This is a genomic window from Streptacidiphilus sp. MAP12-16 (genome assembly GCF_041262165.1).
Classification (GTDB): domain Bacteria; phylum Actinomycetota; class Actinomycetes; order Streptomycetales; family Streptomycetaceae; genus Streptacidiphilus.
The window spans coordinates 44,357-58,665 of sequence record NZ_JBGCBY010000040.1 but is presented as its reverse complement, the minus strand read 5'-3'; the positions used below and the strand labels follow the sequence as shown (position 1 = coordinate 58,665).

Sequence of the window (14,309 nt, the reverse complement as noted above, 5' to 3'; positions counted from 1 at the left end):
ACCGCCTAGCGAACGGCGAGTGCTTCGCGGAACACCAGGCTGGCCCGAGGGTTGCCGGTGCAGCGCCACACGCCGTGCGGGCAGTAGTCCGTGACGGTCTGGTAGAGCGTGTCATGGGTGCTGACCCAGAGCAGCATCCCCTGGACGAACGCCGGATCGTCGCCGCTGGCGAACATGCCCCACTCCGGGTAGGACACCGGCTTGTGGTGGTCGGCGGCGAACCGGACCTGCGCCAGCAGCCCGTACGGCTCGTGCACGTAGCTGCCGAAGGGGGCCGCGCGCGAGGGGTCGGACCCGGCCAGGTCGTAGCTGTCCATACCGATGACGTCGGTGACGTCATCGCCCGGATAGCAGTCCGGCCAGGGATGGGCGTCGGCACCCCGGGTCGGGGCGAACTCGAAGCGGAACCGCTGCCCGGGAACCGCGCGCATCGCCCCGACGATGCGGCGCCAGTACGCCTTCCAGGCGGCGGGGTCCGGACCGCAGCGCCCGGTGTAGGTGGTGCCGTTCATCTCCCAGCCGAGCGTGAGCACGGCGTCGGGGGCGCCGAGGGCGACCAGGCGCCGGGCCAGGGTGGTGAAGTGCGCGTCGTAGTGCCCCTCCGCGCCCTGTCGCAGCAGCAGGCGGACCCGGTCGTCCCCGATGTGACCCTCGTTGTCCTCCAGCATCGGGACGCCGACCACCAGCAGCCGGTCCGGGGCGGCGTCCCGCCAGCGCGCCCACGGCCCGAGCAGGGCGGGGCTCCCCTCGATGTCCGCCCAGTGGTTTCCGGGCAGGTAGGTGTGCCCGACCTGGACCCGCGCGCCGTGCAGCCAGTCGGAAAGCTGCTGCTGCGCGCTGTCGGACTCGTCCGACCCGAGGAAGGCCCCGAACGGAACGGCGTGGGCGGGCACGGCAGTGGCGTCGGCGTCGGCCGGCCCGGCGGGGGACCGCAGCAGCAGCGCTCCGACGACCGCCGTGGTCAGGATCAGCGCCGACAGCAGCGCAGGTACCAGCACCGTCAGCCTGCGGCGGCGCGCCATTCCGTGCTCCTCTCCTTCCCGACACTTCCCCGCCGCCCAGCCTCGTGGGACACAGCCGACCGCGTGCGGGATTCACCGAGGAACCGTCATATCGTGCCGAGGTGACAGTGACGCGTTCGATCTTCTTGTTCGTACTCGCGGCCTTCGCCGAGATCGGCGGCTGCTGGCTGGTGTGGCAGGCCGTCAGGGAGCACCGGGGCTGGCAGTTCGCCGCCGCCGGGGTGCTCGCCCTCGGGGCCTACGGCTTCGTCGCGGCCCTCCAGACGGACGCCTCGTTCGGCCGGGTGCTCGCGGCCTACGGCGGGGTGTTCGTCGCGGGTTCGCTGGCCTGGGGCGTCCTGGTGGACGGTTTCCGCCCCACCGGCTGGGATCTGGCCGGGGCCTCCGTCTGCCTGCTCGGCGCCGCCCTGATCATCTATCAGCCCCGCAACTAGGGCCGTTCCGGCCCTGTCGCTTCCCAGGTCGTAGGGCCTCTCCGCCGGCGACGGGTTTCCGCGACCTGCCGGGATCCGGCGTTCCGCGGTTCGCTGCCGCCCAGGCCCTACGGTGGTGCTCATGCGCACCGCGCTCGTCGCCCTCCTCGCCGTCCTCGCCGCAGTCGGCGTGGGCGCCGCGGCCCGGGACCACCGTCCTGCGCCGTTCGGCGACGCCGTCGTGACCCGGTCGGCGGGGGCGGCCTCCGCAGACGCGTTGCGGCGCGGCGCGGACGACACCGTCCAGCTCTACGATCGCCGGAGCGGCCAGACCGCCTGGTCCTACCGCCGCCCCGGCCGGGTCCCGGTGCACCTCTTCCCGCTGGCCGGGACCACCGTCGCGGTCTGGGACGACGGCATGCTCACCGGGATCCGACCCGAGCCGCCTTCCGTCCGCTGGCACCGCTTCGTCCCCGGGCTGGCCGACTGGATCGAGGAGTCCGAGGCGCCGGGGGCCGCGTCGCGCGGGATTCTGCTCGCGCCCATGAACGGCGGAGCGGTGTTCCTGCTGCTCACACCCCAACTGGTGGTGGAGTACAGCACCGAGGACGGCGCGATCCGCGCCGACACCCTGCCGCCGCCCGGCTGCGCCTACGACCCCGCGCGGGCGCTGGCCGTTGACGACCTGGTGGTCCTCGCCCGTCCCTGCGACCGGCGCAGCACGGTGGACGCCTTCGGCCCCGACGGCCGCCGCTGGCAGGCCCTCACCAGCCCGCTCGCCCGGCCCGTCTCGGCGGACGCCACCAGCGTCGGCGTCCGGGACGTCCCCCGGCTCCTCCCGGAGACCCTCGACCGCGCCACCGGGCACCCCCTCCCCACCCCCGGCCTCTGACCCCGAGCTCCAATCCCCCCGGGCTCCAATCCTCCGGGCTCCAAACCTCCGGGGGGCAACCCCCGGACCCCCGGGCTCCAAACCTCCGGGCTCCAAACCTCCGGGAGGCAACCCCCGGACCCCCGGGCTCCAAACCCCGGGAGGCAACCCCCGGACCCCCGGTAGACTGGGCCTCTCAACCCCAAGCAGGGCCCCGCTCGACGGCCCGCGCCAGCGCCACGCCGTCCCGGGAGTAGCTTCACCATGATTGCCGCCAACGCCATCGAACTGCGCGCCGGCGCCCGCATCCTCATCGAGTCGGCGAGCTTCCGGGTCGCCCCCGGCGACCGCATCGGACTGGTCGGGCGCAACGGCGCAGGTAAAACCACCCTCACCAAGGTCCTCGCAGGTGAGGGCACCCCCGCCGGCGGCACCGTGACCACCAGCGGCCAGGTCGGCTACCTCCCGCAGGACCCCCGCACCGGCGACCTGGACGTCCTCGCCAGCGACCGCATCCTCTCCGCCCGCGATCTGGACTCGGTCCTGCGCAAGATGCGCCTCGCCGAGGACCGGATGGCCAACGGCAAGGGTGCGACCCGCGAGGACGCCATGAAGAAGTACTCCCGGCTGGAGACGGAGTTCCTCACCAAGGGCGGCTACGCCGCCGAGGCAGAGGCCGCGACCATCGCCGCCAGCCTGGGCCTGCCGGACCGCATCCTCGCCCAGCCGCTGCACACCCTCTCGGGTGGCCAGCGACGTCGCGTCGAGCTAGCCCGGATCCTCTTCTCCGACTCCGACACCCTGCTCCTCGACGAGCCCACCAACCACCTCGACGCCGATTCCATCGTCTGGCTGCGGGACTACCTCAAGTCCTACCGCGGTGGATTCATCGTGATCTCCCACGACATCAACCTGGTCGAGACGGTCGTCAACAAGGTGTTCTACCTGGACGCAAACCGCACCTGCATCGACGTCTACAACATGGGCTGGCGGCTGTACCAGCAGCAGCGCGAGGCCGATGAGAAGCGCCGTAAGCGCGAGCGTTCCAACGCCGAGAAGAAGGCCTCGCAGCTGAACTCGCAGGCCGACAAGATGCGCGCCAAGGCGACCAAGACCGTGGCCGCGCAGAACATGGCCCGCCGCGCCGAGAAACTTCTCTCCGGCCTTGAGGCGGTACGCCAGAACGACCGTGTCGCCAAGCTCCGTTTCCCCGACCCGGCCCCCTGCGGAAAGACGCCGCTCACCGCTTCCGGACTGTCCAAGTCCTACGGCTCACTCGAGATCTTCACGGATGTCGATCTGGCCGTCGACAAGGGCTCCAAGGTCGTTGTCCTGGGCCTGAACGGCGCGGGTAAGACCACGCTGCTGCGCATGCTCGCGGGCGTGGAGCAGCCGGACACCGGCGAGGTGGTCCCCGGCCACGGACTCAAGATCGGGTACTACGCCCAGGAACACGACACCCTGGACAACGACCGCACGATCCTGGAGAACATGCGCTCGGCGTCCCCGGACATGGACCTGGTCGAGATCCGTAAGATCCTCGGCTCCTTCCTCTTCTCCGGCGACGACGTGGACAAGCCCGCCGGCGTGCTCTCCGGCGGCGAGAAGACCCGTCTGGCCCTGGCCACGCTGGTCGTGTCAAGTGCGAACGTGCTGCTGCTCGACGAGCCCACCAACAACCTCGACCCGGCCAGCCGGGAAGAGATCCTGGGCGCCCTGCGTTCCTTCAACGGAGCCGTCGTCCTGGTCACTCACGACGAGGGCGCGGTGTACGCGCTGGAGCCGGAGCGGATCATCCTGCTGCCCGACGGCATCGAGGACCTCTGGAACGAGGGCTACGCGGACCTGGTCTCCCTGGCCTGATCCGGTCGCTCTCCGTGCCCGGGGAGTAGGCGGCGGATCATGCATCTGGACCAGAAGAGTTCATATCGTGTGAAGCATCGCCGGATCGGGCGAACGGCCTCTCTTTCTCCTCATTCGCAATCCCGTGCATTGCCCAATCACCGCTGCTGATCAGCATTTTCGCGTCCGCTCCCGGCAGGTGCCGGGGGCGTGCAACAGGTCCGAGAGCGCGAGTGCCACGCGCGGAGGCGCCTCTTCACGCCTGGATTTTGGATATGGACCTTGCGGAATGGGTGGCCAGGAGGCCACCCATGGGTGATCATGGGATTCCGACAGAGCACTGCTACAAGGAGGCACGGGTGGCCGAGACTCTGAAAAAGGGCAGCCGGGTAACTGGTGCCGCACGGGAGAAGCTCGCAACCGAGCTGAAGAAGAAGTACGACTCCGGTGCGAGCATCCGCGCGTTGGCGGAGGAGACAGGCCGTTCCTACGGTTTCGTCCACCGCATGCTCAGCGAGTCCGGAGTTTCCCTCCGCGGTCGTGGTGGCGCCACGCGCGGCAAGGCCAAGGCGACCGCCGGGGCCAGCTCCTGAATCGCAAAGCCCCGACCCGCACAGCCTGACCCCGCACAGCCGTGACAGGTACAGCAGCCTGTCGCACACCCTCAACGCACGACCCTGAACCACCCTGACGCTTCGGCGGCTGGGGGAGCGCCGGTCCTACGGCCTCCCACCCGGTCGCCGATCGTCGCGTCATGACGGTTACTCTGCAGTAGCTTCGTCTCCATTCGCTGCCGGAGGTACCCGTGTCCAGTCCCGTGTCCGCACACACCACGCGCTCCGGCCCCGGCGCCGACCCCGCCGAGTGGGAGATGGCGGGCGTCCGCCTCGAGCTGGCCGCCGACGGCGCCACCGCCACCGTGACGCTGTGCCGACCCGAGCGGCGCAACGCCCAGTCGCCCGCGATGTGGCGCGCCCTCGCCGCGATCGGCCGCTCGCTCCCCGGCAGTGTCCGTGTGGTGCTGCTGCGCGCGGAGGGGGTCTCCTTCTCCGCCGGCCTCGACCGTGCCGCGTTCACGCCTGAAGGCATCCCCGGCGAGCTACCGCTCGTGGAGATCGTCAAGGGTGACCAGGGCGACTCCGTCATCGCCGGCTACCAGGAGGCGTTCACCTGGTGGCGCCGTCCCGACCTGCTCAGCATCGCCGCGGTCCAGGGCCACGCGGTGGGCGCCGGATTCCAGCTGGCGCTCGGCTGCGACCTGCGGGTCTGCGCCGACGACGTGCGGTTCGCGATGCGTGAGACCTCGCTCGGCCTGGTCCCCGACCTCGCCGGGACGAAGCCTCTGGTGGACCTCGTGGGTCCGGCCCGCGCGCTGGAGATCTGCGGCACCGGGCGCTGGGTCGGCGCCGAGGAGGCGGTCCGGATCGGGCTGGCCAATGTCTCGGTCCCGGCCGCCGAGTTGGACGCCGCCGCGGCCGACCTCGCCGCCGCGCTGCTCGCCGCGCCGCGCGACGCCCTGGTCGAGACCAAGGCGCTGCTGCAGGGCGCGTCCGGGCGCAGCTACGAGGAGCAGTGCGCTGCCGAGCGCGCCGCGCAGCTGCGCCGGCTGCGCGACCTCGCAGGCCTGGGGGAGTAACGACCCCCAGGTCGTAAGCCGCGGCGGGGGTGATGGGCTCACCCGTTCGACGCGCCTGGTGTGTGCGTGTCGGCGGGCTCCCCTAGGATTGCGGTGATATGCCCGGTATATGCAGAAATACCACTGCTGGCTCCGGAGCCCGTGACAATCCGGAGCGCCCGACCAGGGAGCCCAGATGACCGAGATCTCCAAGTCCGCCACCCCCGGCCCCAAACCCGGTCCCGGGGAGTCCGTCTCCCTGCCGCCCAGCGGCGAGCGCGGCCGTACCTCCATCGCGGTGGGGGTGGTCGAGAAGATCGCCGGGATGGCAGCTCGTGACGTCGAGGGCGTGCACTCCCTCGGGAGTGGGGCCCGCGGCTTCGGCGCCGTCCGCGAGCGTGTCCCTGGCAACAAGCCCAGCGTCAGCAGAGGCGTCAAGGCCGAGGTCGGGGAGAAGCAGGCCGCCCTCGACATCGACCTGGTGGTCGAGTACGGCATGCCGATCGCGGCTCTCGCCTCAGCGGTGCGCGCCAACGTCATCAGCTCGGTGGAGCGGATGACGGGCCTTCAGGTGGTCGAGGTCAACATCGCCGTCAACGACGTGCACCTGCCCGACGAACCGGATGAGGAGACCCCGACCGAGAGCAGGGTCCAGTGAGCACAGCCGTACTGGGCCTGGTGATCGGCATGGCCCTCGGCTTTGCCGGTTACTTCGGCGGTTTCGCCGCGTTCCTGCTGGTCGCTGCCCTGGGCGCGGTCGGCTTCGTGATCGGTCGGGTGCTGGAGGGAGACCTGGAGTTCGGCGACTTCATCCGGTCCGCCAAGCCCAGGGACCGGCGGGGCTGATGGTCTACGGCACCCTCCCCGCTCCGGCGGAGCGGGGCAGCACCCGCCTCGCCGACCGGGTGCTGGCCCGCATCGCCGCCCGCGCCGCCACCGAGGCCCTTGCCGAGCACGCGCCCGACCCGGGTCGGTTGGCCGCGCCCCGCGCCTCGGCCGACCAGGGCCGACGCGGCGTCAGCATCAGGGTGGGGCTCGATCTGCCCTACCCGGTCGACATCGCGACGGTGGCCCGCGCAGTCCACCAGCAGGTCGCCGAGCGGGTGACCCGGCTCGCCGGGGCGGACGACGCGAGGATCACCCTGGTGGTCGAACGCCTGGTCACCCGGGCCGCGAGCGGACGAGTGCAATGACCGCAGGCACCCCCGCCGAAACCCCCGCCGACGCCCTCGCCGGAACTGGCACCGCCACGGACCCAGCGGCGCAGCACGACGGCGTCGGCACGCTGCGCGCGCGCCGCTTCTGGTCCGCCCGGCGCAACGTGGCGGCCCTGGCGGCCCTGGTGCTCGGCGGCGCGGCGGGGGCGCTCCTCTACGAGGAGATCTACATCCAGTCGGGCCACCGAGCCCACGCCTGGCGCCTGCGCGTCGCCGACGACCTGGCGCACCGTCATCTCGACGACCACTGGGTGATCGCCGCGTCTGCCGTCGCCTGCGCTCTGGGACTCTGGCTGCTGGTCCTCGCCGCGACGCCCGGTCTGCGCCGCCTGCTGCCGCTGGCCGCCGTCGGGACCACCGGCGTCCGCGCGGCATTGGAACGCCGCGCCGCGGCCGCGATGCTGCAGCGCGCCGCCATAGAGGTGCCGGGCGTCCACGACGCCAGGGCCACGGTCGGCCGCCGTAAGGCGAAGGTCCAGGCCGTCGTCGGATTCGGCGACCGCGAGGAGGTCCGTGCGCTGCTGACCGAGCTGCTGGCGAGGGAACGCAAGGCGCTGGGACTGGTCCGACCTCCCATGATCAACGTGAAGATCCGAGGCAGGTCCAGGTGACGGCGCGGACCGCGATCAACCGCACGCTGCTCGCGCTCGTCGGGCTGGTGCTGCTCGCCGGCGGTGCGCTGCTGCTGGCCGGCGGTCTCGACCTGAACCACCGCTGGCACCTCGGCCTGCCCGCCGACTGGACCGTGACCCATCCGCACCACGCCGTGCTGACCGCCGCCGAGCGCACCCGCTGGCGCGGCAGCCCGTGGTGGTGGCCGACCGTCTTCGCCGCGCTCACCGCGACCACGTTGCTGTCCCTGTGGTGGCTGCTCGCGCAACTCAGCCGGGGCAGGACCGGTGAGGTCACCCTCCCGGACACGGCGGACGTACCGGTGCTGCTCCGCGGCGGCACGCTGGCCAAGGCTGTCGCGGACGAGGCCGGGCGCCTTCCGGGCGTTGCCCGGGCCCGGGTGCGCCTGCTCGGCGGTCCCCGCCGCCCGCACGCCCGGGTGGCGCTGACCCTCGCACCCGGCGCGGCTCCCGGTCCGGTGCTCCGCGACCTCTCCGACGGACCGCTCGCCGATGCCCGCGCCGCGACCGGGCTCGCCAGGCTGCTCGCCGACGCCCGGGTCCGCGTCGAACCGGGCCCGGTCAGCCGGGTGCGCTAGCCGGGTGGCCTGGCCGGGTGCCGACGGCCGTCACCGCAGGCGGGGCCCGCGCCGGGCCGACCGTGCGTCAGATCCCGTGCAGCGCCCCGCCGTCCACCGGCACCATCACCCCGGTGAGGTACGAGGCCCCGGGCGACAGCAGGAAGGCGGCGACCCTGCCGAACTCCTCGGGGCGCCCGTAGCGCCGCAGCGGGATCGTCGCGCTCGCCCGCGCGCGGGCCGCCTCCGGATCGTCCGAGAGCCCGTCCAGGTGCTGCACCCGCTCCGTGTCGATCCGGGCGGGGAGCAGCCCGAAGACTCGGATCCCGCGCGGCCCGAGCTCGTTGGCGAGAGTCTTGGCAGCCATCGCCAGTCCCGGCCGCAGGCCGTTGGAGATGGCGAGGCCACCGATCGGTTCGCGCACCGAGCCCGACAGCACGAAGCCGATGGCGCCGCCCTCGCCGAGCGCTGCGGCGAAGGTCCGGGCGATGCGGATCGCGCCCAGGAACACCGAGCCGAAGGCGTCCTGCCACTGCTCGTCGGTCGCCTCCAGGCTCGTCCCCGCGGGCGGTCCGCCGACGCTGATCAGCACGCCGTCGACCCGTCCGAAGTGCTCCCTCGCCGCCGCGACCAGCCGGTCGCCGGTGTCCACGGCTGCGTTGTCGGCGACGACGCCGAGCGCCCGATCGGGACCGCCGAGGCGCTTGACCGCGTCGTCGACCGAAGCCTGCGACCGGCCGGTCAGCACGACCTTCGCGCCGTCGGCGACAAGCTCGGCGGCACTGGCGAAGCCCAGGCCGCGGGTCGCGGCGGTGACGGCGTAGACCCGCCCGTCCAGTCCCAGATCCACGGTGTCAGTGCTCCTCGTCGAGGGTGAAGGCGGTGTTGACCAGGGCGACGTGGGTGAAGGCCTGCGGGGTGTTGCCCAGCTGGCGCGCGGCCACCGGGTCCCACTCCTCGGAGATCAGGCCGAGGTCGTTGGAGATTGCGGCGACCCGCTCGAACAGCTCCCGGCCCTCCTCGCGGCGGCCGATGGCGACCAGGGCGTCGGCGAGCCAGAACGAGCAGGCCAGGAAGGCCCCCTCCTCCCCGGCCAGTCCGTCGATCGCGGAGTCCTCGACCGCGCCGGTCGAGTAGCGCCGGACGAACCCGCCGTGGTCCAACTGGTCCCTGACTGCTTCGACGGTGCCGATGACGCGCGGGTCGTCAGGTGGCAGGAAGCCCGTCTTGACCACGAACAGCGTCGCCGCGTCGAGTTCCTTGCCGCCGTAGTACTGCGTGAACGAGCCGAGCGCCGGATCGTAGCCCTTCGCGCAGACGTCCGCGTGGATGGTGTCGCGTACTGTGCGCCAGTGCTCCACCGGCGCGGGCAGCCCGGTGGCCTCCGCCATCTTCACGGCCCGGTCGAAGGCCACCCAGCACATCACCTTGGAGTGGACGAAGTGGCGGCGCCCGCCGCGCACCTCCCACAGCCCCTCGTCCGGGTCGCCCCAGTGGGCGTCAAGGAACGTCATCAGTGCCCTGATCAACCCCCAGACGTGACGCTCCATCGGAATGCCCGCGGTGAGTGCCAGGTGCAGCGTGTCGATCACCTCGCCGTACACGTCCAGTTGCAACTGGTCCACGGCGGCGTTGCCGAAGCGCACCGGTACCGAGCCCTCGTAGCCGGGGAGCCAGTCGGCGACGATCTCGGTGAGCCGGCGCTCGCCGGCGACCCCGTACATCGTCTGCAGGTCGGCCGGGTCGCCGGCGATGGCGCGCAGCAGCCACTCGCGCCAGGCAGAGGCCTCCTCGACATAGCCGCTGCGCAGCAGCGCGGACAGGGTCATGGTGGAGTCGCGCAGCCAGCAGAAGCGGTAGTCCCAGTTGCGCTCCCCGCCGATCTGCTCGGGCAGGGCGGCGGTGACAGCGGCGACGATGCCTCCGGTCGGATCGAAGGTCAGCGCCTTGAGGATGACCAGCGAGCGGACCACCGCGTCCCGGTACCGGCCTTGGTACTGGCACACCGAGGCCCACTCCTGCCAGGCCAGCAGGGTCTCCAGGAGCGACCTCTCCGCGTCCTGGCGCGGCGGCGTGGAATGGTGCGAGGGCAGCCAGCTCATCACTATCGGCACCCGGTCCCCGGCGCTGACCGTGAACTCCGACACGGTCGCGAAGTCCTTGCCGTAGGCGCGGATCGACGGGTGGCCGCGCAGCCACACCGAGTCGGGGCCGGCCACCGCGACCCGGTGGTGGTCGGTGCGCCGCACCCACGGCACCACCCGCCCGTAGTCGAAGCGCAGCCGCAGCTCGCCGCGCATCTCCACGGTCCCCGACACGCCCTCGACGATGCGCATCAGATCCGGAGTGCGGTCCCGCTGCGGCATGAAGTCGATCACCTTGACCGTCCCGGTCGGGGTCTCCCAGAGCGTCTCCAGGACCAGGCTGTCGCCTCGGTACGCGCGGCTGGTGCACTCCACGGCGCCGACCGGCGCGATCCGCCAGTGCCCCTGCTCGTCGCCGCCGAGCAACGCGGCGAAGCAGGAGGGGGAGTCGAAGCGGGGGAGGCAGAGCCAGTCGACGGAGCCGTCCCGGCCCACCAGGGCCGCGGTCTGCAGGTCTCCGATGAGCGCGTAGTCCTCGATGCGTCCCGGCACGTGCGGTCCCCTTCGTTTTCCAGATGGCCAGTCCGAGCACCCGCCCTGTGGATCTCCCCGGACGGAACCTCGCCGCGACGCTACTCCCCGCCGACCCCCGTAGTCGCGGCAACAGGCGGTGTCGGTGCGTACTCAGTGGACTTCGCCGCAGCCTCCGCGCGGCGGCGGTCCCGCAGGTCGCGGCGCAGCAGCACCCACCACCCGATCGGGATCATCACGGCGAACAGCCACCACTGGATCGCGTACGGCAGGTGCACGCCCTTGCCGACGACCGCCTGGCTGTTGCTGGACGCGTTCGGCCCCGGCACCAGCTCCGCAGAGTCCGCCGCCGGCGGCGCGGGGCTGGTCCCGGTCAGTTCCAGGTAGCCGGCCAGGACCGGTTCGGGCAGCCGCTTCGCCTGCTCCGCGCTGTCGATCAGCATGTACTGCCGGGCGGGCAGCCCCTGGACGTCGCGGATGCCGGTCGCGGCCGAGGTCTCGTCCGGGCGCAGCCGCCCGCTCACCGTCACCGTGCCACCGGGCGCGCCCGGCACCGTCGGGTACTCGGCGCCGCTGTTGTTGCCCGGCTGCACCCAGCCCCGGTTCACCAGGACCGCCTTGCCGTCGGCGGTGACCAGCGGGGTGATGACGTAGAAGCCGATGCTGTCGCCCGCGGCGTCGGTACGGTGCCGCACCACGAACTCGTGCGCCTGGTCGTAGTGTCCGGTCGCGGTGACCGTGCGGTACGTCTCGCCCGCCGGCACGCTCACGCCGGGCCGGGTCAGCGACTCCATCGGCGTCGGCCTGGCGGCCAGGTTCTGGGAGATCACCTGGTTGCTGCGGTTGGTCTGCTGGTAGCGGTGGAACTGCCACACGCCCAGCCAGTACATGGCCGGGATCAGCAGCAGGAACACCAGAGTCAGGATCACCCAGCGCCGGGTCAGCAGGATGCGGAACACCTCATGACGGTACCTCCGCCCGTTGCGGGGCCCGTCGCCGGGTACCCCGGGCACGGTCGGACCGCGCGGCGCCGCCGTCTACTGCTGCGGCACGACCCGCTGCAGCAGCTGCAGGAAGGCGGCCTCGTCCACGACCGGGGTGCCGACCTCCCGCGCTCGCCGGGCCTTCGTCGTCCAGCCGCCCGGCTCGTTGGTGACCAGCAGGCTGGTGCGGCTGCTCACCGAGCTCGCGACATGCAGGCCCGCCTCGGTCAGCCGGTCCTCCAGCACCTCACGGTCCGTCGCGGTGTCGCCGCTGATCGCCACCCGCATCCCCTGCACCAGCGGCCGCTCCGGGTCGTACCGCCCGGGGTTCGGAAAGGGGCAGGCGGGCCGCCGCCGCGCCGAACGGTACGAGCTCCAGCCGGCGCCGCGCGTGGCCCCGCCCCGGGCGGAGGCGGAGGCGGTGCCCGAGGCGGCGTCGTCGCCCAGGTCCGCCAGCGGCACGCAGGTGTGCAGCGGCAGCCGCAGCCCGGCCTCGGCCGCCAGCCGCAGGCTGGGCCGGAACACCTCCGCCAGCACCCGGGCGTCGTCCAGCGCGTGGTGCGCCTGACGGGGGATCACCCCGAAGTGTCCCGCCAACGTCCCCAGCCGGTGGTTGGCCAGCGGCAGCCGCAGGTCCCGCGCGAGCACGATGGTGCACAGCCGCTGCTCGACCGGCGCGCGGCCACCCATCCGGGCGTACTCGCGCGAGATCATCGACCAGTCGAAGAGCGCGTTGTGCGCGACCAGCACCCGGCCGTCGAGCTGCTCCGCGAGCGTCTCGGCGATCTCCGGGAAGGTAGGGGCACCCTCCAGGTGCTCGCTGGTCAGCCCGTGGATCCAGACCGGGCCGGGATCGCGGCCGGGATTGACCGGCGTGTACCAGTGGTCGAGCACCTCGCCCCGCGGATCGAGCCGGTAGACGCCCACCGACACGATCCGGTCGGTGCGGCCCAGGCCGGTCGTCTCGACGTCCACCACGGCCCAGCCACCCTCGGGGTAGGGGTAACCGGTGCGGTGCTCATCCGTCGTCTCCAGCCTGGTCGTTTCCATGGTCGCTCAGAATACGGGCCGCCTCTGACACCTTTTACCGGACCTCAGCCGCCGGACCTCGGATGGCGGACCTCGCCCGCAGGCACCAGGACTGACCCGCGTTCAGGCGCCCGGGTCGGTCACCTGACCCAGGAACAGCGTCCGGCCGTCGGTGACGTCCCTGATCAGAAAGAGGAAGGGGCGGTCGAAGCTCAGGCTCCGGCCGGGAGCCGCCTGCGCGCTCGTGGCCTCGCCCACGATGCCCGTGGCCGCTGCCGCCGTCGTCCCGTCCTCGGTCACCGCGACCCGGGTCCGCTGCGCCACCTCGGCCAGGTGCAGTGCCTCGCCGTTCGCCGGGATGCCGCCGAGGTCCGCCGCGTTCGTGAACGCCGTGCGCATCCCCATGCCCTGCAGAACCGAGTCCAGCCGCCCGCCGTAGTCGAAGCCGAAGCGCGGCACCGAGAGGTCGAGACGGGTGCGCTGCAGGCCGCCGAGCAGCCCGTCCAGCACCGGGGCGGTCAGCGCCGCGCTGCGTCCCGAGAAGTCACCCGAATCGGGGAGCAGCAGATCCATCGCCAGATGCCCGCCCTGGTACGGGAGCTCGACCGCCTGCCAGCCCGGCACGGCCGCGTACGGCACCGGCTGCGTACGGTGCATCAGCTGGGCCGTGACGGTGCGCCCGCTCTGCAGGTGGAACGGCGCCGGGGCGGTCTCGGGCTTCGCGAACGGTTCCGCCCAGGCCGCGTGCAGATACAGCGCGTCGGTGAGGACGAGGCGGGTGAGGCCGTCAACCGATCCCTGCCCCAGCAACTCCTTGACCGCACCGTGGGTCTGCTGGTCCACCAGCTGGTTGACGGCCCGGCGCGCTCCGTCCGGGTCCCTGCCGAAGTCCGTCGTTCGCACCCCCGTGTCGAACGCGGACGCCAGCGTCCCCAGGTAGGGCTGCTGGATCCGGTAGCCCTGCTGCACCCAGAGGGTGTCCGCCTGCTCCAGGGTCGTGTGGTCGGCCTTCGACGCTGCCTGCTCGGCCCGGTCGAGCGCGCCCACCGCCTGGGCGTACTGCTCCGGCGTGAGGGTGGTGTGGAGCATCCGGGTGATCTCGGTCCGGGTCGCCCCGCGCGTCCCCGGCAGCAGCATCGCCAGCGCCGTCGCCAGGCTGGACGGCGACAGCGTCAGGTTCCCCGGGGCCCCGCCCGCCCCGGGGGCCGCCAGCGAGTGCAGCAGGTCCAGGCCGAGCACCGTGCTGGAGCGGGCGGCGTCCATGCGCTCGACGGCGGTGACCGGCGGTGGCGCGGCCGGCGCGGTCAACCGGATGAGTGTGGTGTCGGCCGCCGGCTCGGCTCCGAGCGGCGACGCGTAGACGGCGGCGCCCACCAGCACACCGGCCGCTGCCAGTCCGACGGCGATCCTGCCGCGCACGCGGCCCTTCCTCGGCTTGGTCACGACCCTGGGACGCGACACCTCCGTCGCCGGTTCCAGCGCTACCGCGCCCGGTGTGGGCCGCGTCGGGCCG

Annotated in this window: 16 protein-coding genes; 10 read left to right on the top strand and 6 right to left on the bottom strand. The window is 72.5% G+C overall.

Going from position 1 to position 14,309, the window contains the following annotated elements; all coding sequences use genetic code 11:
* Positions 1-5 precede the first annotated feature (5 nt).
* Positions 6-1,022, bottom strand: coding sequence for a glycoside hydrolase family 26 protein (locus ABIA33_RS34995; protein ID WP_370087632.1), 1,017 nt, complete (start codon positions 1,020-1,022; stop codon positions 6-8).
* A 101-nt stretch (positions 1,023-1,123) separates the two neighbouring features.
* Here ABIA33_RS34995 and ABIA33_RS34990 point away from each other — a divergent pair, with 101 nt between their 5' ends.
* The 10 genes from ABIA33_RS34990 (at position 1,124) to ABIA33_RS34945 (ending at position 8,190) form a co-directional block, all read left to right on the top strand.
* Positions 1,124-1,456, top strand: coding sequence for a YnfA family protein (locus ABIA33_RS34990; RefSeq protein ID WP_370087630.1), 333 nt, complete (start codon positions 1,124-1,126; stop codon positions 1,454-1,456).
* Between the two features lie 121 nt (positions 1,457-1,577).
* Positions 1,578-2,327, top strand: a complete 750-nt coding sequence (locus ABIA33_RS34985; RefSeq protein ID WP_370087628.1) for a hypothetical protein — start codon at positions 1,578-1,580, stop codon at positions 2,325-2,327.
* 243 nt (positions 2,328-2,570) lie between these two features.
* A complete protein-coding gene (locus ABIA33_RS34980; protein ID WP_370087626.1) occupies positions 2,571-4,169 on the top strand; it encodes an ABC-F family ATP-binding cassette domain-containing protein in 1,599 nt (532 codons plus the stop codon).
* Between the two features lie 338 nt (positions 4,170-4,507).
* On the top strand, positions 4,508-4,741 hold the full coding sequence (locus ABIA33_RS34975; protein WP_370087624.1) for a helix-turn-helix domain-containing protein: 234 nt from the start codon (positions 4,508-4,510) through the stop codon (positions 4,739-4,741).
* Between the two features lie 278 nt (positions 4,742-5,019).
* Entirely contained in the window at positions 5,020-5,784 is a 765-nt protein-coding gene (locus ABIA33_RS34970) for an enoyl-CoA hydratase/isomerase family protein (RefSeq protein WP_370087664.1), read from the top strand.
* Positions 5,785-5,959: 175 nt separating this feature from the next.
* On the top strand, positions 5,960-6,421 hold the full coding sequence (locus ABIA33_RS34965) for an Asp23/Gls24 family envelope stress response protein (RefSeq protein WP_370087622.1): 462 nt from the start codon (positions 5,960-5,962) through the stop codon (positions 6,419-6,421).
* On the top strand, positions 6,418-6,609 hold the full coding sequence (locus ABIA33_RS34960; RefSeq protein WP_370087620.1) for a hypothetical protein: 192 nt from the start codon (positions 6,418-6,420) through the stop codon (positions 6,607-6,609). Before ABIA33_RS34965 ends, ABIA33_RS34960 begins: the two co-directional genes overlap by 4 nt.
* Entirely contained in the window at positions 6,609-6,956 is a 348-nt protein-coding gene (locus ABIA33_RS34955) for a hypothetical protein (protein ID WP_370087618.1), read from the top strand. The genes ABIA33_RS34960 and ABIA33_RS34955 overlap by 1 nt, the downstream gene beginning before the upstream one ends.
* Positions 6,953-7,591 (top strand): DUF6286 domain-containing protein, encoded by a 639-nt coding sequence (locus ABIA33_RS34950; RefSeq protein WP_370087616.1) that lies wholly within the window; start codon positions 6,953-6,955, stop codon positions 7,589-7,591. The genes ABIA33_RS34955 and ABIA33_RS34950 overlap by 4 nt, the downstream gene beginning before the upstream one ends.
* The gene (locus ABIA33_RS34945) at positions 7,588-8,190 is read left to right on the top strand and encodes an alkaline shock response membrane anchor protein AmaP (RefSeq protein ID WP_370087614.1); all 603 of its coding nucleotides are present in this window, start codon (positions 7,588-7,590) and stop codon (positions 8,188-8,190) included. Before ABIA33_RS34950 ends, ABIA33_RS34945 begins: the two co-directional genes overlap by 4 nt.
* A gap of 67 nt (positions 8,191-8,257) precedes the next feature.
* Here the strand turns inward: ABIA33_RS34945 and ABIA33_RS34940 are convergent, their stop codons facing one another.
* The 5 genes from ABIA33_RS34940 to ABIA33_RS34920 form a co-directional block, all read right to left on the bottom strand.
* A complete protein-coding gene (locus tag ABIA33_RS34940) occupies positions 8,258-9,019 on the bottom strand; it encodes an SDR family oxidoreductase (RefSeq protein ID WP_370087612.1) in 762 nt (253 codons plus the stop codon).
* A gap of 4 nt (positions 9,020-9,023) precedes the next feature.
* Positions 9,024-10,805, bottom strand: coding sequence for a glycoside hydrolase family 15 protein (locus ABIA33_RS34935; protein ID WP_370087610.1), 1,782 nt, complete (start codon positions 10,803-10,805; stop codon positions 9,024-9,026).
* Between the two features lie 80 nt (positions 10,806-10,885).
* Entirely contained in the window at positions 10,886-11,743 is an 858-nt protein-coding gene (locus tag ABIA33_RS34930) for an SURF1 family protein (protein WP_370087608.1), read from the bottom strand.
* 78 nt (positions 11,744-11,821) lie between these two features.
* A complete protein-coding gene (locus ABIA33_RS34925) occupies positions 11,822-12,817 on the bottom strand; it encodes a DEDDh family exonuclease (protein ID WP_370087606.1) in 996 nt (331 codons plus the stop codon).
* A 102-nt stretch (positions 12,818-12,919) separates the two neighbouring features.
* Entirely contained in the window at positions 12,920-14,215 is a 1,296-nt protein-coding gene (locus ABIA33_RS34920; protein ID WP_370087604.1) for a serpin family protein, read from the bottom strand.
* Positions 14,216-14,309: the final 94 nt, after the last annotated feature.